The sequence below is a fragment of the Actinosynnema sp. NPDC020468 genome (assembly GCF_040642015.1).
GTDB lineage: Bacteria > Actinomycetota > Actinomycetes > Mycobacteriales > Pseudonocardiaceae > Actinosynnema.
In genome coordinates this window covers 38802-58832 of sequence record NZ_JBFAEO010000010.1, presented here as the reverse complement: position 1 = coordinate 58832, position 20031 = coordinate 38802, and the positions used below count along the sequence as shown (strand labels likewise).

Here is a 20031-nt window from a genome sequence, read left to right as displayed (position 1 = left end):
ACCCGCACCGCCGAGCCCACCCGAACCGCACCAAACAGCCCCAGCCCACCACGGCTGCCCACCCGGACACCAGTCCCGGCCGCGCCGTCGGGGCGGCGCGGCCGGGTGCCCGACCCCGCTACGACATGGCGTCGCGGAGGGACTTGGGCCGCATGTCGGTCCACACGCGGTCGACATGGGCGGAGCACTCGTCCTTGGTCCCGGTCGTCCCGTCCGCGCTCCACCCGGCGGGCACGTCGTGGTGCGCGGGCCACAGCGAGTACTGGCCCTCGTCGTTGACCAGGACCTGGTAGGTGATGTCGTCCCTCATGGGGTGTCCTCTCGTGCGTAGTGGCGCAACGTCGGGCTGACCGTGACGTACGCCGTGACCAGTGCGATTCCCGCCGCGCACACCAGGACGGCGTGCGCGGGGGACAGGGATTCGGTCAGCAGGCCCCCCAGGGCCGGGCCGACCGCGCCCGCCAGACCGACGACGACCGCGAGCACGCCGCTGAGGCGGCCGCGGAGCTCGTCCGGGGTCAGGAGGAGTTGGTGGGTGGCGATGGTGGTGTTCGCGGTGGGCGCGAGGAACGTCATCGCCGCGAACAGGCCGCCCATCAGGTAGCCGTTGTCGATGACCAGGGCCACCGGGGTCAACGCGGTCAACCCCCAGAAGACCGCCGCGATGGAGCGGTGCGGACCCATCGCGCGGTGCAGCCGGGGTGCGACCAGGGCGCCGAGGACACCGCCGACGCCGAGCATCGACGCCATCACGCCGATCTCCGCCGCCGAGATGCCCCGGCTCTTCGCCAGCACGAGCACCACCAGGTAGAACGCGCTGAAGAAGAGGTTGAGCACCACCGCGCAAGCCGACGTCACGCGGATCTCGCGGCGCTGCCACGCCCAGCGCAGGCCCTCGACGATCTCCACCACGAAGTGCTGCCGCTCCACCCGCCGCGGCGCCGGCGGCACGCGCAGGAACAGCAGCGCGACGAACGCGACGCAGTGCGACAGCAGGTCCAGCAGGAATGGCAGCCAGCGGTTCAGCGCGTAGAGGATGCCGCCCACCGTGGTGCCGACCATCTGACCCAGCGACGAGCGGGCGGTGTTCATCGCCACGGCCGTCGCGAGCTGCTCCTCCGGCACGAGCCGGGGCAGGCACGCGTCCTCGGCGGGTTCGAACAGCGCCCGCGCCGCGCCGAGCACGACCGCCACCCCGAGCAGGTGCGCGATCGTGACCGCGCCCGTCACCAGCGCCACCACGAGGCCGACCAGCACCACCGCCTGGGCGGCCTCGCAGCACAGCATGATCCGGCGCCGGTCCCAGCGGTCCACCAGCGCGCCCGCGGGCAGGCCGACCACCAGCTGCGCGGTGGAGTCGACCGTGAGCACCAGACCGGCCAGCACCGGCGAACCGGTGATCGCCAGCGCCAGCAGCGGCAGCGCGAGCTGGGTCGCGCTGAACCCGATCTCCGCGATCGCCTGGCCGGACCAGAGCAGCGTGTAGTTCCGGTTGCGGGCCAACGAGGTGGTCACCGGGCACCCCGGCAGTCCTCGGCGATGGCCCGCAGTGCCGCCGCGAAGTCGTCGGCCACGGCGCGCACCTCGTGCTCGGGGTGCAGGTCGGGGTGGAAGTACCAGGTGAAGCCCAGCCGGCCGTTGCCCGCCTCGCCGACCACGTCGATCGCGTGCTCGCCGTGGTCGGCCGGGTCGTGGTCCTGCCCGATCGACGGCCGCACCGCGCGGTACAGGCCCTCGGACCGCTCCTCGCCGCCGTCGAACTGGCCGAGGTAGTTGAACGACACCGCGGGCGTGCCGGTCGCGGGCAGCCGGCCGTGCTGCCGGAGCGCGCCGTAGCCGAAACCGTTGCCCGGCAAGGACCGCAGCTGACGTCGCACGGCCTTCACCCGGTCCCGCCACGACCCGTCGGGCAGGTCGAGCACCAGCGGGAACATCGTGGTGAACCAGCCGACCGTGCGGGACAGGTCGACGTCGTCGAACACGTCCTCCCGGCCGTGGCCCTCCAGGTCGACGGCCACCCGCCGGTCGCCGGTCCACCGGCTCAGCGCGTGCGCCAGCGCGGCCAGCAGCACGTCGTTGATCCGGGTCCGGTACGCCGCCGGCGCGCCGCGCAGCAGCGCCTCGGTGTCCTCTGTGGACAGTTCGACCGCGAGGCCGACGCCGGGGGTGGTGGGTTTCGGGGTGTCGGGCAGGTCGTGCGACCAGTCCTCGACCTCCTCGTCCAGTCCGCCGGCGAGGACGTGCGCCTCCAGGGTCCGCGCCCACCGCAGGAACGACGTGGTCTTCGCGCCCAGGTCGCCGCCGCGGTAGGCGGTCTCCAGGTCGTCCAGCAGGATCCGCCACGACACGCCGTCGACCACCAGGTGGTGCGCGACGAGCAGCAGCAGCGGCGTGTCGCCCTGGAACAGCACGGCTTTCAGCAGCGGTCCGGTCGCCAGGTCGAACGACGCGTGCACCGCGTCCGCGTACTCCTCGGTGAGGTCCGCCTCCGACGTCACGGTCAGCACGTCGGTCGGCGTCACGGGCGCGTTGTGCTGCCGCCACCCGTCGCCGTCGCGGGTGAACCGCAGCCGCAGGGCGTCGTGGTGCGCCAGCAGGGTCGCCAACGCCCGGCGCAGCGCCGCCACGTCCACGTCCGGCGCCAGCTCCACCAGGTGCGACTGGTTGAAGTGCCGCGGGTTTCGCCTGCCGGAGGTGAGGAACCAGTGCTGGATCGGGGTCAGCGGCACGTCGCCCACCACCTCCTCGCGGGCCGCCGAGTCCGCCACCTCGACGGTCACGTGCGGCGCGAGCTCGGCGATCGTCTGGTGCGCGAACAGGTCGCGGGTGGTGAACCGGTGCCCGGCCTGCCGCGCCCGGGCGACCACCTGCATGCTGAGGATCGAGTCGCCGCCCAGCGCGAAGAAGTTGTCGTGCCTGCCGACCCGGTCCACGCCCAGCACGTCCGCCCACACCGCGGCGAGCGCGCTCTCCTCCGGCGTGGCCGGCGGCACGTGGTCCGCCGCGACCGCCGCGCCGAAGTCGGGTTCGGGCAACCGGGCGCGGTCGACCTTGCCGTTGGCGCTGACCGGCAGCGCGTCCAGCGCCACGAACGCCGACGGCACCAGGTAGTCGGGCAGCGACTCGCCGAGGAACTCGCGCAACCCGACCGTCGAGCCGACCACGTAGCCGACCAACCTCTTGTGCCCGCGGGAATCCGCGCGCGCCACCACGACGGCCGCCCGCACGTCCGGGTGCCGCAGCACGGCCGCCTCGACCTCGCCCAGCTCGATCCGGAACCCGCGGATCTTGACCTGGTCGTCCGCGCGACCGAGGAACTCCAGCTCGCCGCGCGACCACCGCACCACGTCGCCGGTCCGGTACATCCGCGTGCCCGGCGCGCCGAACGGGTCGGCGACGAACCGCTGCGCGGTCAACCCCGGCCGGTCCAGGTACCCGCGCGCCAGGCCCGCGCCCGCCACGTACAGCTCGCCGGGCACGCCGGCGGGCACCGGTTGGAGCAGCGCGTCCAGCACGTGCACGCGGGTGCCGCGGATCGGCCGGCCGATGGGCGGCGTGCCGCCGGGGGTCAGCGCGTCGCTCCAGGTGGCCACCACCGTCGACTCGGTCGGCCCGTAGGCGTTGACCATCCGCCGTCCCGGTGCCCAGCGCTCCACCAGGTCCGGCGGGCAGGCGTCGCCGCCGACCACCAGGGTGCGGAAGTCGGGCAGCGCCACGTCCGGCACGGTGGCCAGCGCGACCGGCGGGATCAGCGCGTGCGTGACCTTGTTGTGCGCCACCACGTCCGCGAGCTCCTGACCCAGCAGCGGCCCGGGCGGCGGCACGACCAGCGCCGCGCCCGCCGGGAGCGCCAGGCACAGCTCCAGCACCGAGGCGTCGAAGCTGGGGGAGGAGAACTGGAGCACCCGGTCGCCGGGTCGCACGTCCAGGTGCGCGATCTCGGCCGCGGCGAACGTCGCGATGCCCGCGTGCGTCACCACGACGCCCTTGGGCCGCCCGGTCGAGCCGGACGTGTAGATCACGTACGCCGGGTGCTCCGGCCGCACGTCCACCACCGGCGCGGTGGTCGGACCCGGCACGTCGACCGTGCCGTCGAGGGTGAGCAGCGGGTCCGCGTCGTCCAGCATGAACGCGATCCGCTCGGCCGGGTAGGCCGGGTCGACGGGCAGGAACGCCGCGCCCGCCTTGAGCACCGCGAGTTCGGCGACCACCAGGTCGACCGAGCGCGGCAGCTTCACCGCGACGATCTGGTCCGGTCCGGCGCCGCGCGAGATCAGGTGGTGCGCCAGCCGGTTCGCCCGCGCGTCGAGTTCGGCGAAGCTCACCTCGGCCGCGCCCACCAGGGCCGGCGCGTCCGGGGTGCGGGCGACCTGGCGGGCGATGAGCTCCGCGAACGGCACCGGCGGCAGCGCGTCCCCTCCGGAGTTCCACCGGGCCAGCTCGGCCAGCTCGGCGGCGGGCAGCGCACCGATGCTCCACAGTGGACGGTCGGCGTCCCGGGCCAGCTCGGCCAGCAGCACCGTCAGGTGCGCCACCAGCCGGTCGACCGTGGCCGCGTCGAACAGGTCGGTGTTGTACTCGACCGAACCGTGCAGCGCGCCGGAGGGCTCCTCGGTGAACTCCACCGTCACGTCGAACCCGGTCGAGGTGACCGGCTGCTCGACGTCCTGCGCCACCAGGTCGGCGAACCCGGCGGCCTGCGGCGCGTTCTGCAACACCACCACGGCCTGGAACAGCGGCGGCCGGCTGGTGTCCCGGTCCGGCTGCACGGCGTCCACGACGCGTTCGAACGGCACGTCCTGGTGCGCCACCGCGTCCAGCACGGTCCGCCGCACCTCCGCCAGGAACTCGGGGAAGGGCCGTGCGTGGTCCACGGACGCGCGCAGGGCCAGCGTGTTGACGAAGAACCCGACCAGGTCGGCCAGCTCGGGCCGTTCCCGACCGGAGGCGACCGTGCCCAGGGCGAAGTCGTCCTGACCCGACCAGCGGCTCAGCAGCAACTGGCAGGCCGCGACCAGGGTGGTGAACAGGGTGCCGTCGTGCGCGCGACCCAGGTCCCGCAACGCGGTCGCGACCGGTTCGGGGACGGTGAACGCGGTCTGCGCGCCCGCCGTCGTGTGCACCGCCGGCCGCGGCCGGTCGGTCGGCAGCTCCAGCGCCGGCACGCCCGCCAACCGCTCGCGCCAGTACGCCAGCTGCGCGTCGAGCGGCTGTTCCCGTTGCCACGCCGCGAAGTCCGCGTACCGCAGGCCGACCTCGGGCAGCTCGACGCCCTCGTACAACGCGGACAGGTCGTTGAGCAGCACGCCGCCCGACCAGCCGTCGGTGACGATGTGGTGCAGGGTCAGCGCCAGCACGTGCTCGTGCGGGCCGACCCTGGCCAGCGCCGGCCGGAACAGCGGTCCCTCGGCCAGGTCGAACGGCTCCACCGGGGGCAGCGCGTCGAGCACCGGCAGCCGCACGGCCCGGGGTTCGCGGACCACCGCGGTCGGCAGTCCGTCCACCGCCGGGAACACGGTCCGCAACGACTCGTGCCGGGCGACCAGGTCGGTCAGGGCGCGCTCCAGCCGGGGCACGTCCAGCGGGCCGACCAGCCGGACCGCCAACGGCGTCGCGTACTCCGTGCCGCCGGGGGAGAACTGGTCGAGGAACCACAACCGCTGCTGCGCGAACGACAGCTGCGGGTCACCCGCGGCGCGCGGGATGGCGTCGACGGCGCCGTGCGTCAGCGAGGCCGCGAGCCGGGCGACCGTCGGGTGGTCGAACAGCGCGCGCGGCGACACGTCGAACTCCGCGCGCAGCCGGGAGGCGACCCGGATGCTGAGGATGGAATCGCCGCCCAGCGCGAAGAAGTTGTCCTCCGCGCCCACCCGGTCCAACCCGAGCACGTCCGCGAACACCCCGGCCACCAGGGTTTCCGCCGTCGTGCGCGGCGCCACGAACGCGTCCCGCGCGGTCGACTCGCGACCCGGCGCGGGCAGCGCGGCCCGGTCCAGCTTGCCGTTCACGGTGAGCGGCAACCGGTCCAGCGCCACGAACGCGGTGGGCACCATGTACTCCGGCAGCGACCGCGCGGCCAGCGCCCGGAACCGCGCCGCCGGCACGGGCTCGTCGGACACCACGTAGGCGACCAGCCGGTCCTCCCGCACCACCGCCGCGACCCGCGTCACGGCCGGGTGCGCGGCCAGCACCGCCTCGATCTCGCCCAGCTCGATCCGGAAACCCCGGACCTTCACCTGCTGATCGGCGCGACCCAGGTAGTGCAGCCGGCCGTCGTCCCAGCGGGCCAGGTCGCCGGTCCGGTACAGCCGGGTCCCGTCGCCCGCGAACGGGTCGGCCAGGAACCGGGACGCGGTCAGGCCGGGCCGGTTCAGGTAGCCCCGGGCCAACCCCGCGCCCGCCACGTACATCTCGCCGGTCACGCCGGGCGGCACCGGCCGCAGGTCCTCGTCCAGCACGTACACCCGCAGGTCCGGGATCGGCACGCCGATCGAGCCGTCGGCCGGGGTGTGCGTGACGTGCACCGTGGTCTCGGTGATCCCGTACATGTTGACCAGCTCGCCGCCACCGCGCCGGTCCGCGACCTTGCGCACGTCCAGCGCCTCGCCGCCGAAGATCACGTACCTCGGCGAGAGGTCCTCGGCCACCAGTTCGTAGTAGGCGGACGGGGTCTGGTTGAGCACCGTCACGCCCTCGTCGCGGACCAGCCGGGCGAAGTCGCGCGGCGAGCGGGACACCTCGTGCGGCACCACGACGAGTCGGCCGCCGTGCAGCAGGGGACCCCACAGCTCCCACACCGAGAAGTCGAAGGCGTAGCTGTGGAACAGCGTCCACACGTCCTCCGCGCCGAAGGAGAACCAGTGGTCGGTGGCGGTGAACAGCCGGATCACGTTGCCGTGCGGGACCACCACGCCCTTGGGTCGGCCGGTCGAGCCGGAGGTGTAGATCACGTACGCGGCGTGCGCCGGGGTCAGCGGCACGGCCGGATCGGTGGCGGGACAGGAGGACACGTCCGGGATCGAGTCCAGCACGACCACCGGCTCCGCGTCCTCGACCATGCCCCGGACCCGGTCGGCGGGCGCGGAGGGGTCGATCGGCAGGTACGCGGCGCCGGACTTGAGCACCGCGAGCACCGCCACCACCAGCTCGGCCGACCGCTCGAACCGCAGCGCCACGAACCGCTCCGGTCCCGCGCCGAGGCCGATCAGGTGGTGCGCCAACCGGTTCGCCCGCGCGTCCAGCTCGGCGTAGGTGAGCGTGACGCCCTCGAACGTCACCGCCGCGTTGTCCGGCGTGGCCTCGACCTGGGCGGCGAACCGGCCGGTGACCGTGCCGGTCGGGAACGCGATGTCGGTGCCGTTCCAGAGCGTCAGCACCTGCTCGCGTTCCTCGTCGGAGAGCCACGGCAGCTCGCCGACCCTGCGGTGCGGGTCCGCGCCGATCGCGTCCAGCAGCCGGGTCAACCGGTCGCCGACCAGCCGGATCGTGGCCGCGTCGAACAACCGGGGGTCGTAGGTCAGCTCGACGTGCAGCGACCCGTCGAGGTAGGCCCGCACGGTCAGCGGGAACGTCGTGGTGTCGAGCCCGTCGGTGCCGTGCACCTGCGGTGCGCCCTCGGCCTGCGCCTCCACCGGGTAGTTCTCGAACGCCAGCAGGCTGTCGAACAGCCGCGAGCCACCCCACGTCCGCACCTGCGCCAGCGACACGAAGTCGTGCCGGCGCGACTCGGCCTCGGCCTCCTGCACGCCCTTGAGCCACGGCACGACGCCGGCCGCCGGGTCCACGACCACCCGCGTCGGCACGGTGTTGATGAACATGCCGACGATGTCCTCCACGCCGGGCAGTTCCGCCGGGCGACCGGACACCGTGCTGCCGAACACCACGTCCCGCGCGCCCGCGGTGCGGGCCAGCAGCAACGCCCACGCGCCCTGCACGAGCGTGTTGACGGTCAGCCCGTTGGCCCGCGCCACGGAGTCCAGCCCGTCGGCGGGCAGGTCCAGCACCACCTGCGCGGACGACTCGGCCCGGTGCTCGTCCACCGGCGGCCGGTCGTAGGGCAGCGGGGTGGGCGTGTCGAACCCGCGCAGCACGCCGCGCCAGTGCGCCTCGGCGGCGGCGGTGTCCTGGTCGGCCAACCAGGTCAGGTAGTCGCGGAAGGGCCGGCGGGCGATCGGCGCGGCGCCCGCGTACTCGGCGAGCACCTCGCCGAACACCTGCGCCGTGCTCCAGCCGTCCAGCAGCAGGTGGTGCGAGGTCCACAGCAGGTCGACCTCGTCGGCGGAAACCTGGTCGAGCGTCAGCCGCATCAGCGGCGCGGTGGTCAGGTCCAGGCCGCGCTCGGCGTCCTCCTCCGGCCGCACCGGGCCGTAGTCGACCGGTAGCACCACGTCCCGGCGCACGACCTGCACCGGCACGTCGACGCCCTCCCACACCACGCTCGAGCGGAGCACCGGCGTGCGGTCCACCACCCGTCGCCACGCCTCGCCGAGCCGGCGCGCACTGTCCACACCGGACAGTCGGACCCGCAGTTGGTTGAAGTAGGCCGTGCCGTCGTCCACCAGGCTGTGGAACAGCATCCCGGCCTGGAGCGGGGTGAGGGGGTGGACGTCCTCGACGTCCGGGGTGACGATCCGGTCGACCTGCTCCTGGTTCAACCCGGCGAGCGGGAAGTCCGACGGCGTGCGACCCCAGCCGGTCGCGCAGTGCGCCACGATGCCGCGCAACGCCTCGAGCATCCGGTCCGCGAGCGCCCGCACGGCCGCCTCGTCGTGCGCGTCGGTCGAGTACTCCCAGTCCACGACCAGTTCGCCCGCGGCCACCGCGGCGGTGATGTCCAGCAGGTGCGGGCGGATCGCGTCGTCGGGCACCTCGCGCCCCTGGTCGCCCTCGACCTCGGCGGCGTCCCACTGCCCGAGGTAGTTGAAGCACACCCGCGGCAGCTCGGCGGTCAACCCCTTGTCCGCGTAGCGCAGCGCCTCGTAGCCCAAGCCCTTGTCCGGCACCGCGCGCAGCTGTTCCTTGACCGCCTTGAGCGCCTCGCCCCAGTCGCCGTCGGGCAGCTCCAGCGCCACCGGGAACTGCGCGGTGAACCAGCCGACCGTGCGGGACAGGTCGACGTCGGCGAACAGCTCCTCGCGACCGTGACCTTCCAGCGCGACCAGCGCGCGGCCCGCGAACGCGGACGCCAACGCGGTCAGCAGCACGTCGTTGACCTGCGTCCGGTACGCCTCGGGCACGTCGCGCAGCAGCGCCGAGGTCTCCTCGCTCCCCAACCGGACCGACACGCTGCGCGCGCTGCCCGCCCTCGTCGGCACCGGCTCCTCGACCGGGACGCCCGCCCAGTGCGCCAGCGCGCCGTCGAACCCGCCGGACCGCACGTGCTCGTCCAGCCGGTGCGCCCACGCGCCGAACGACGTGGTGCGCGGCGGCAGCGTGCCGCCCGCCAGCAGGGTTTCCAAGTCCTCCACCAGGATCCGCCACGACACCGCGTCGACCACCAGGTGGTGCGCGGTCAGGAACAGCCTGCCGTCGTCGAACAGCACCGCGCGCAGCAGCGGACCGTCCCGCAGGTCGAGGCTGCGCCGGGCCAACTGGGCCTCGGCGGCGAAGTGGGCCGCGCTCGCGGACCGGAACACCTCGGACCGCTCGACGTCGACCGGCTCCTGCCGCCACCCGCCGTCGGCGTGGGTGAACCGGGTGCGCAGGGCGTCGTGGTGCGCGACCAGCGCGCGCACCGCCGTCCGCACCGCCGCCGCGTCCGCCGTCACCTCGACGACCACGGACATGGTGAAGTGCGCGAGCGGGCCGTGACCGGCGAAGAACCACCGCTGCACCGGGGTGAGCGGCGCGGGACCGGTGATCTCCGCGCGGGTCGACACCGTCGTCCCGCCCGCGGCCAGGGCCAGTTCGGCCACGGTCTGCCGGAGGAAGACGTCCTTGGAGGTCACCCGCAGGCCCGCCCGCCGAGCCCGGGACACGACCTGCATGCTGAGGATCGAGTCGCCGCCCAGCGCGAAGAAGTTGTCGTGCGCGCCGACCCGGTCCACGCCCAGTACCTCGGCCCAGATCGCGGCCAGGTCCGCGGCCACCCCGGTCGGCGCCACGTACCCGCTGTCGGTGAACGTCGGCGCGGGCAGTGCCCGGCGGTCCACCTTGCCGCTGGGCGTCAGCGGCAGTTCGTCCAGCGCCACGAACACCGACGGCACCAGGTAGTCCGGCAGCCGCTCCCGCAACCACCCGGCCAGGTCCGCGGGCGTGCCGACGGTGTAGCCGACCAGCCGCTGGTGCCCGTGGTGCGCCCGGGCCACGACGGCGGCCTCCCGCACGTCGGGGTGCCGCAGCACGGCCGCCTCGACCTCGCCCAGTTCCACCCGGAAGCCGCGGATCTTGACCTGGTCGTCGGTGCGGCCCAGGTACTCCAGCGCGTCGCCGACCCACCGCACGCGGTCGCCGGTGCGGTACATCCGGGAACCGGGCGCGCCGGACGGGTCGGCGAGGAAGCGGGACGCGGTCAACCCCGGCCGCTCCAGGTAGCCGCGCGCGACCTGCGGTCCGGCGAGGAACAGCTCGCCGGGCACGCCCTCGGGCACCGGCCGCAGGTCCTCGTCCAGCACGAGCGCCGCGTGGTTGCGCAGCGGCACGCCGATCAGCGGCCGCTCGCCGAGCACCCGGCAGGACACCGCGTCGACGGTGGTTTCGGTGGGGCCGTAGAAGTTGTACGCCCGGGTGCGACTCGCGGCCAGCTCGCGCCACAGGTCCGCGTCGAGCGCCTCGCCGCCCAGCATCACCACCTTCGGCACGTGCGCGCCGGACAGCAGCCCGACCGGGAGCAGTTGCCGGACGTAGGAGGGGGTGAGGTCGAGGAAGTCGATCCGGTGCTCGCGCACGTAGTCCACCAGCGCGGTCGGCTCCAGTCGCACGTCGTCGGTCAGCACGTGCAGCTCGTGCCCGGCCGCCATCAGCAGCGGGCCCTCCCACGAGGTGTCGAACGAGAACACCGCGGTCAGCGCGATCCGGGCCGGTCGCTCGGCCGCGAACTCGACGTGGTGGTTGTGCAGCAGGTGGTTGAGCTGCCGGTGTTCCACCACCACGCCCTTGGGCCGCCCGGTCGAGCCGGACGTGTAGATCACGTACGCCGCGTGCTCCGGGCGCGGACCGGGCGAGGGCGGGGTGTCCGGGTACCCGGACAGGTCCGGCCAGGAGTCCAGCACCACGGCGGGTTTCGCGTCGGAGAGCAGGAACTCGACCCGTTCCGCCGGCAGGTCGCGGTCGACGGGCAGGTACGCGCCACCCGCCTTCTGCACGGCCAGGATCGCGGTCACCACGTCCGCCGACCGCGGCAGCAGCACCGCGACGACGCTCTCCGCGCCGACCCCGGCCGCGATCAGGTGGTGCGCCAACCGGTTGGCCCGCGCGTCGAGTTCGGCGAAGGTGAACCGGGTCGGGCCGCACACCAGCGCGGTCCGCTCCGGCGTGCGCCGGGCCTGTGCCCCGAACACCTCCGGGTAGGTCAGGTCGGGCACGTCCAGCGCCGCGCCGCGCGGGTCGGGCGCGTCGCCGAGCACGTAGCCGGCGAGTTCCCGCCCCGGGTTCTCGACCACGGCGGCCAACAGCGCCAGCAGGTGCGCGACGATCCGGTCCGCGGTGGTCGGGTCGAACAGCGCGGTGCTGTACTCGACCGCGCCCCGCAGCTCGCCCGCCACCTCGCCGAACTCGAAGGTCAGGTCGCACGTCGAGGTCAGCAGCGGCAACCCGACCTCGGTCACCGCGAGATCGGCCAGTGCCGGCGTCTCCGACCCGGTGTTCTGCACCAGCACCATCACGTCGAACAGCGCGTTGCGGCTGGGGTCGCGGTCCGGGCGCACGGCGTCCACCACGCGCTCGAACGGCACGTCCTGGTGCGCGAACCCGTCCCGCACGGTGGTCCGCACCTCGGACAGGAACGCGTCGAACGTGCTCCGGGTGTCCACAGTGGACCGCAGCACGACGGTGTTCACGAACAGGCCCACCACGTCGTCCAGCTCGGCCCGGCCGCGACCGGACACCGCCGTGCCGACCGCGATGTCGTCCTGGCCGGTGTACCGGGCGAGCAGCACCTGGCACGCCGCGAGCAGCGTGGTGAACAGTGTGTCGCCGCGCCGCCGCGCGAGGTCGCGCAACCCGGTCGCCACCGGCGCCGGCACGGTGAACTCGACCATCGCGCCCGCCGCGTCGCGCACCGCCGGGCGGGGCCGGTCGGTCGGCAGCTCCAGCGGCGCGACACCGGCCAGCTTCCCGGTCCAGTAGTCGACCGGCGGTTCGGCGCGCCACGCGGTGAAGTCCACGTACTGCACCGACAGCGGAGGCAGGTCCTCGCCCGCGTAGAGCGCGCCGAGGTCGCGCGCCAGCACGCCGGTCGACCAGCCGTCGGTCACGATGTGGTGCAGCGTCAGCACGAACACGTGCTCGTCGGTCGCCTCCCGCACCAGCCGGGCCCGCACCAGCGGTCCGCGCCGCAGGTCGAACGGCGTCGAGACCTCCTCCAGCAGCACGGCCTCCGCGTCGCCCTCCTCGACCTCCAGCGGCACCGGGAACGGCTCGCCGACCACCTGCGCGTCGTCGGAGAACGTGGTGCGCAACGACTCGTGCCGGGCCACCAGCCCGTCCACCGCGGCCCGCAGCCGGGTCACGTCGAGCGGGCCGCGCAGCCGCAGCGCCGTCGGCGTCACGTACTCGGTGCCGCCCGGCTCGAACTGGTCGAGGAACCACAGCCGCCGCTGGGCGGGCGACTGCGGGTGGACGCCACCGCGCGGGATCACCGGGATGGCGTCCACCGCGCTCGTGCCGGAGATCGCGGTCGCGAGCCCGGACACCGTCGGGTGGTCGAACACCGCGCGCGGCGAGAGCTGCACGCCGAACGCGGCCCGCAGCGCGGAGGTGACCCGGATGCTGAGGATCGAGTCGCCGCCCAACGCGAAGAAGTCGTCCGTCGCGCCCACCTCGGCGCGACCCAGCACGTCGGCCCACACCCGGGCCACCGCGCGCTCGGCGTCGGTGCGCGGTGCGACGAACGCGCCCGCGAACTCGGGTTCGGGTAGCGCGCGGCGGTCGAGCTTCCCGCTGGGGGACAACGGGAAGGCGTCGAGCACCAGCACCGCCGCCGGCACCAGGTAGTGCGGGAGCGACGCGGCCAGCGCGGCCCGCGGGTCCTGCTCGGGAGCGCCGGTCACGTAGCCGACGAGCCGGTCGTCCCGCACGAGGACCACCGCGTCGCGCACGCCGGGCACCGCGGCCAGCGCGTTCTCCACCTCGCCCGGCTCGATCCGGAACCCGCGCAGCTTCACCTGGTCGTCCGCCCGACCCAGGTAGTCCAGGACGCCGTCGACCCACCGCACCCGGTCGCCGGAGCGGTACATCCGGGTGCCGGCCGCGCCGAACGGGTCGGCGAGGAACCGCGCCGCGGTCAACCCCGGCCGGTTCAGGTAACCCCGGGCCACCTGCGCGCCCGCCAGGTACAGCTCACCCGGCACACCCGGCGGCACCGGACGCAGGTCGGTGTCCAGCACGTAGGCCCGCAGGTTCGCGAGCGGCCGCCCGATGAGCGGCCGGTCGCCGGTGATCGGGCCGCCGACCGAGTCGACGGTGACCTCCGTCGGGCCGTAGTAGTTGACCCCGTCCACCGCGGAGTCCGCGATCCGCCTCCACAGCACGGGATCCGCGGCCTCGCCGCCGAGCATCAGCTTGCGCAGCCCCGACTCCAGCAGCCCGGCCTCGACCAGCTGACGCGCGTACGACGGCGTCAGGTCGAGCATGTCGATCCGGTGCCGGCGCACGTACTCCACCAGTGCCGGCGGGTCCAGCCGCAGGTCGTCGTCGACGACGTGCAGCCGGTGCCCGGCGGCCAGGAACAGCAGGCCCTCCCAGGAGGTGTCGAACGAGAACGTGGCGGTGACCGCGAAGGCCATCCGACCCGACATCAGGTCGCGCCGGTTGGTGTGGAACAGGTTCGCCAGCTGGCCGTGCTCGACCACGACGCCCTTCGGCGTGCCGGTCGAGCCGGAGGTGTAGATCACGTACGCGGCCTGGTCGCGGCGCGGTCGCACGTCCGGCGCGCCGGTCGGGAACCCCGCGGTGTCCGGCAGTGCGCGCAGCACGAGCGCGGGATCGGCGTCGCGGAGCAGGAAGTCGACCCGCTCGGCGGGCAGCGTCGGGTCGACCGGCAGGTACACCGCGCCGGCCTTGAGCACGCCGAGCACCGCCACCACCAGGTCGGCCGACCGGGGCAGGGCCAGCGCGACCGTCCTCTCCGGACCGCCGCCGTGCGCGATCACCCAGTGCGCCAAGCGATTCGCGCGCGCCTCCAGCTCGCCGAAGGTCAGCTCCTCGTCCCGGAACACCAACGCGACGTCCTCGGGCGAGCGCCGGGCCTGCGCGGCGAACTCCTCGGTGAACAGCGCGGTCGGCGCGGCCCAGTCGGTGCGGTTGTACTCCCGCAGCACCAACCGGGTGTCCTCGGCGCTGCACCAGGGCAGGTCCGCGACGGTCGTCGTCGGGTCCGCGCCGATGGCCTCGACCAGGTCGTGCAACCAGCCGAGCAGCCGGGTCGCGGTGGCCGCGTCGAACAGCGCCGGGTCGTAGCCCAGTTCCAGGGCGACCCGGTCGGTCAGCGACGCGGTCAGCGTCAGCGGCAGGGTGGTGTCGTCGGTCGCGTCGACCTCGACCACGCGCGGGCTCTCGGCGCTCTCCTCGAACGGGTAGTTCTCGAACACCACCACGCTGTCGAACAGCCGGGTGCCGGTACCGGTCCACGACTGGATCTGGGCCAGCGACGCGTGGTCGAACCGGCGCGACTCGGCCTGGGACTCCTGGAAGGACCGCAGCCACGCGCCGACCTGCGCCCGCGAGTCGACCACCGCGCGGGTCGGCACGGTGTTGATCAGCATGCCCACCACGGTCTCGACGCCCGCGAGCTCGGCCGGGCGGCCGGACACCGTGCTGCCGAACACCACGTCCGGCCGACCCGAGCAGCGGGCCAGCAGCAGCGCCCACGCGCCCTGCACCACGGTGTTCGCGGTCAACCCGGCGTGCCGCGCGGCCGGACCGAGGTCCAGGGCCACCTTCACCGACGCGCTGGAGGAGGTCCGGTGCGCGCCGGTCGGCGGCCGGTCGTAGGGCAGCGGCGTCGGACCGTCCACATCGGACAGCACGGTGCGCCAGTGCCGCTCGGCCGCCGCCCGGTCCTGCTCGGCCAACCACCGCAGGTAGTCCCGGAACGGCCGGCGGGCGGGCAGCCGGGCAGGCCTGCCGTCGCGCAGCGCCCGGTACTGCTCCAGCACCTCGCCGAACACCTGGCCGGTGCTCCACCCGTCCAGCAGCACGTGGTGCGACGTCCAGACCAGCTCGACCCGGTCGGCGTCCAGCGGCGTCACCGCGACCTTCAGCAGCGGCGGCGTGCCGAGGTCCACGGTCAGGTCGTCGGACAGCTCGACCCGCTCGCGCACCACCAGCAGGGGCTCCGGCACGTCCTCCCACACCACGCTCGACCGGAGCACCGGCGTCCGGTCCACCACCCGCTGCCACGCCCGCCACAGCAGGTCCGGCTCGGTGACACCGGTCAGCACCAACCGCATCCGGTCGACGTACGCGCCGGGTTCGACCAGGCTGTGGAACACCATGCCCGCCTGCAACGGCGTGAGCGGGTAGACGTCCTCGACGTCCGCGGTGACGATCCGGTCGACCTGCTCCTGGGTCAGCGCCACCAACGGGAAGTCCGACGGCGTGCGACCCCAGCCGGTCGCGCAGTGCGCCACGATCTCGCGCAGGGCCCGCGCGGTCCGCTCGGCCACCCGCCGCACGGTCGCCGCGTCGTGCACGTGCTCCGAGTACTCCCAGCTCAGCTCCAGCTCGCCGGCCTCGACCAGACCGGTCACCTCCAGCAGGTGACCGCGCGGGCCGTCGGGCGCGAAGTCCTCACCCGCGTGCTCGCGCCGGGCCCGGTAGAAGTCCGAGCCCGCGACGTCGAAGCGGCCGTGGTAGTTGAACGAGACCTCGGGCAGCGGGCCGCCGACGGACAGCGCCTCGAAGCTCAACCCCTTGTGCGGCACCGCGCGCAGGGCCTCCTTGACCGCCTTGAGCGTGCCGTCCCAGTCGTCGGCGATCTCCAGCACGACCGGGAACTGGGTGGTGAACCAGCCGACCGTGCGGGACAGGTCGACCCCGTCCAGCAACTCCTCGCGGCCGTGGCCCTCCAGCGCCACCTGGACGCGGTCGCGACCGGTCCACTCGGCGAGCGCCCGGCCGAGCGCGCTCAGCAGCACGTCGTTGACCTGCGTCCGGTACGCCGCCGGCACGTCGTGCAGCAGCGCGTCGGTGGTGGCGCGGTCCAGCCGCACCGAGACGGTGGCCGCGGAACCGGCGGTGTTCGCGCCGTCCCGGTCCACCGGGAGCGGCTCGGGCGCGGGCAGCGAGCGCCAGTGCGGCAGCGCGTCGTCCAGCGCGCCGGACCGCACGTGCTCGTCCAGCCGGTGCGCCCACTGGGTGAACGGCGTGCCGACGGGCTCGAGCGGCCGACCGCGGTAGGCGTTCTCCAGGTCGGCCAACAGGATCCGCCAGGACACGCCGTCCATCGCGAGGTGGTGCGCGGTCAGCAGCAGCGTCGGCCGCTCGCCGGTGGTCAGCACGGCGCGCAGCAGCGGGCCGTCGTGGAGGTCCGGCGGTTCCACCGGGTGGTCCACAGTGGACTCGACGGTCAGCACGTCCCGCTCGACGGGGGCGACGTCCTGGGTCCAGCGGTCGTCGTGCCGGGTGAACCGCAGGCGCAGCGCGTCGTGGTGCGCGACGACGGTGGCCAGCGCGGCGCGCAGGGTGTCGGGGTCCAGCTCGGGGGTGAGCTCCACCAGCAACGACATGGTGTAGCGCGCCGACGGGCCGTGCTCGGCGAAGAACCACCGCTGGATCGGGGTCAGCGGCGCGGGACCGGTGATCAGCCGGACGGGTTCGGCGGTCGGCGCGTCGACCTCGGCCACCAGCGCCAGCTCGGCCACCGTCTGGTGCCGGAACACGTCGCGCGAGGACAGCCGGTACCCGGCCTGCCTGGCCCGCGACACCAGCTGGATGGACAGGATGGAATCGCCGCCCAGCGCGAAGAAGTTGTCGTGGACGCCGACCGCGTCCGCGCCGAGCACCTCGGCCCACACCCGGGCCAGCTCGACCTCGGCGGGCGAGGACGGCGCGACGAAACCGGTGTCCGACTTCACCTCCGGCGCGGGCAGCGCGGCCTTGTCCACCTTCCCGTTGGGCGTCAACGGGATCCGCTCCAGCTCCACGAACGCCGAGGGCACCTGGTACTCGGGCAGCAGGTCCTTCAGGTGCGCCCGGAAACCGACCGGCGCGGTCGTCACCACGTACGCGACGAGTCTGCCGTCCCGCGCGACCACCACGGCGCCCGTGACGTCCGGGTGGCTCAGGATCGCGGCCTCGACCTCGCCGGGCTCGATCCGGAAACCGCGGATCTTGACCTGGTCGTCGGTGCGGCCCAGGTACTCCAGCGCGTCGCCGATCCAGCGGACCCGGTCACCGGTGCGGTACATCCGCGCGCCGGGCGCGCCGGACGGGTCGGCGAGGAAGCGGGACGCGGTCAACCCCGGTTGGCCCAGGTAACCGCGCGCGACCTGCGGTCCGGCCAGGAACAACTCGCCCGGCACGCCCGCCGGCACCGGTCGGAGGTCCTCGTCCAACACGTACGCGGACAGGTTGCGCAACGGCCGCCCGATCACCGGCCGGTCGCCGACCACCCGGCAGGACACCGCGTCCACCGTGGTTTCGGTGGGACCGTAGAAGTTGTGCGCCTCGGTCCGGCCGCCGGCCAGCTCGCGCCACAGGTCGGGACCCAGCGCCTCGCCGCCCAGCATGAGCACCTTCGGCACGTGCGCGCCGGACAGCAGCCCGACCGGGAGCAGTTGCCGGACGTAGGAGGGGGTGAGGTCGAGGAAGTCGATCCGGTGCTCGCGCACGTAGTCCACCAGCGCGAACGGCTCCAGCCGCACCTCGTCGGGCAGCACGTGCAACTCGTGCCCGTCCGCCATCAGCAGCGGACCCTCCCACGAGGTGTCGAACGAGAACACCGCCGACAGCGCCACCCGCATCGGGCCGGCGCCGCCGAACTCGGCCCGGTGGTTGTGCAGCAGCGCGACCAGCTGCCGGTGCTCGACCACGACGCCCTTGGGCGCGCCCGTCGAGCCGGAGGTGTAGATCACGTACGCGGCCTGGTCGGGGCGCACCACGACGTCCGGCGCGTCCGCGACACCGCCGGGCAGCGCGGTCAGCACCCGGACCGCGCCCGAGTCGGTGACCAGGTGGTCCCGCCGCCGGTCGGGCAGCGCCGGGTCCACGGGCAGGTACACCGCGCCCGCCTTGAGCACGCCGAGAATCCCGATCACCGCGTCCACGCCGCGCGGCAGCGACAGCGCGACCACCTCGCCGGGGCGCACCCCGTCGGCGAGCAGCGACCGGGCCACCGCGTTCGCCCGCGCGTCGACCTCGGCGTAGTCGAGCCGGTCCGCGCCGCAGACCAGCGCGGTCCGCTCCGGCGTGCGCGCGGCCTGGGCCTCGAACAGCGCGGTGAACGTCGTGTCGGGCAGCGCGAGGGGTTCGCCGCGCGGGTCGGGCTCGTCGTCCAGCAGCAGCGGCACGGCGCTCAGGCGTCGGTCGGGCGCGGCCGTGACCTCCTCGACCAGCCGGGTGAAGTGCCTGGTCAGGCGATCGATCGTGGCGGCGTCGAACAGGTCGGTCGAGTACTCGACCAACCCGTGGATGCCGTCCGGGGTGTCGGTGAAGTCGACGCTGAGGTCGAAGTTCGAGTACCGCCGGGTCAGCGGGTGCTCGGAGACCACGACACCGGGGACAACCGGCAGAGTGCGATTTGCATTCTGCAAGACGACGAGCATGTCGAAGAGCGGGTTGCGGCTCTGGTCACGCTCCGTGACGACGGCTTCGACCACCTTGTCGAACGGCACGTCGTCGTTCGCGAACGCGTCCAGCGCGGTGTCGGCCGCGACCGCCAGGTGCTCGGCGAACGACCGCTCCAGGTCCACCGTCGAGCGCAGCACCACCGTGCCGACGAAGAACCCGACCAACCCGGCCAGCTCGGCCCGGTTGCGCCCGGTGGTGACCGAGCCCAGCGCGATGTCGTCCTGACCGGTGTAGCGGGCGAGCAACGCCTGGGTCGCCGCGAGCAGCGCGGTGAACAGCGTGGTCTCGTGCTCGCGGGCCAACGCCGCCAGCGCCGCCGACGCCGCGGCGGGCAGCACGAACTCGTGCGTCGCCCCCGCCGACGTGCGCTCCGCCGGTCGCGGCCGGTCGGTCGGCAGCTCCAGCGGGGTGATCCCGCTCAGCTTCGACCGCCAGTACCCGACGTCCACCGGCCGGTCCCGCTGCCACACCGCGAAGTCCGCGTACTGGAGCGGCAGGTCCGGCAGCTCGGCGCCCCGGCACAGCTCGCCCAGTTCGGCGCCCAGCACGCCCAGCGACCAGCCGTCCACCACCACGTGGTGCGAGGTCAGCAGCAGCACGTGGTCGTCGGCGGCGACCCTGGCCAGCACGGCCCGGAACAGCGGGCCGCGGCGCAGGTCGAACGGCCGGGTGACCTCGGCGTCGAGGAACGCGTCCAGCGCGGCCGCGTCGACGTCGGCGACCGGCACCGGCAGGTCCACCTCCGGGCGCACGACCTGCGTCGCGACGCCGTCGACCTCCTCGAAGGTGGTGCGCAGCGACTCGTGCCTGCCCGCCAGCGCGCGCAGCGCCCCGGTGAGCGCCGGCACGTCCAGGTCGCCGCGCAACCGCAGCGCCAACGCGCTGTTGTACTCGGCGCTGTCGGGTTCGAGGAGGTGGAGGAACCACAGCCGCTGCTGGCCGGGCGAGAGCGGCAGCGGCCGGTCGCGCGGCACGCGGGGGATCACGTCGGTTCGGGCTTCGCCGCCCTTGAGCCGCGCGGCGAGCTTGGCCCGCAGGTGTGCGGGCAGCGCGGCCATCCGGTCCTGCCTGGAGGTCGTCATC

Annotated in this window: 3 protein-coding genes; all 3 read right to left on the bottom strand. The window is 74.1% G+C overall.

Features of this window, described 5'->3' with window-relative positions; translation table 11 throughout:
* Nucleotides 1–118: 118 nt before the first annotated feature.
* The 3 genes from AB0G50_RS10215 to AB0G50_RS10205 are packed head-to-tail and all read right to left on the bottom strand — an operon-like array spanning nucleotide 119 to nucleotide 20030.
* A complete protein-coding gene (locus AB0G50_RS10215) occupies nucleotides 119–310 on the bottom strand; it encodes an MbtH family NRPS accessory protein (protein ID WP_360104768.1) in 192 nt (63 codons plus the stop codon).
* On the bottom strand, nucleotides 307–1515 hold the full coding sequence (locus AB0G50_RS10210; protein ID WP_360104765.1) for an MFS transporter: 1209 nt from the start codon (nucleotides 1513–1515) through the stop codon (nucleotides 307–309). The genes AB0G50_RS10215 and AB0G50_RS10210 overlap by 4 nt, the downstream gene beginning before the upstream one ends.
* Nucleotides 1512–20030 (bottom strand): non-ribosomal peptide synthase/polyketide synthase, encoded by an 18519-nt coding sequence (locus tag AB0G50_RS10205; RefSeq protein ID WP_360104762.1) that lies wholly within the window; start codon nucleotides 20028–20030, stop codon nucleotides 1512–1514. Before AB0G50_RS10205 ends, AB0G50_RS10210 begins: the two co-directional genes overlap by 4 nt.
* Between the last annotated feature and the right edge of the window lies 1 nt (nucleotide 20031).

Coding starts and splice junctions, on each gene's coding strand:
- AB0G50_RS10215 (WP_360104768.1), bottom strand. CDS start 310: ATGAGGGACGACATCACCTACCAGGTCCTGGTCAACGACGAGGGCCAG.
- AB0G50_RS10205 (WP_360104762.1), bottom strand. CDS start 20,030: ATGACGACCTCCAGGCAGGACCGGATGGCCGCGCTGCCCGCACACCTG.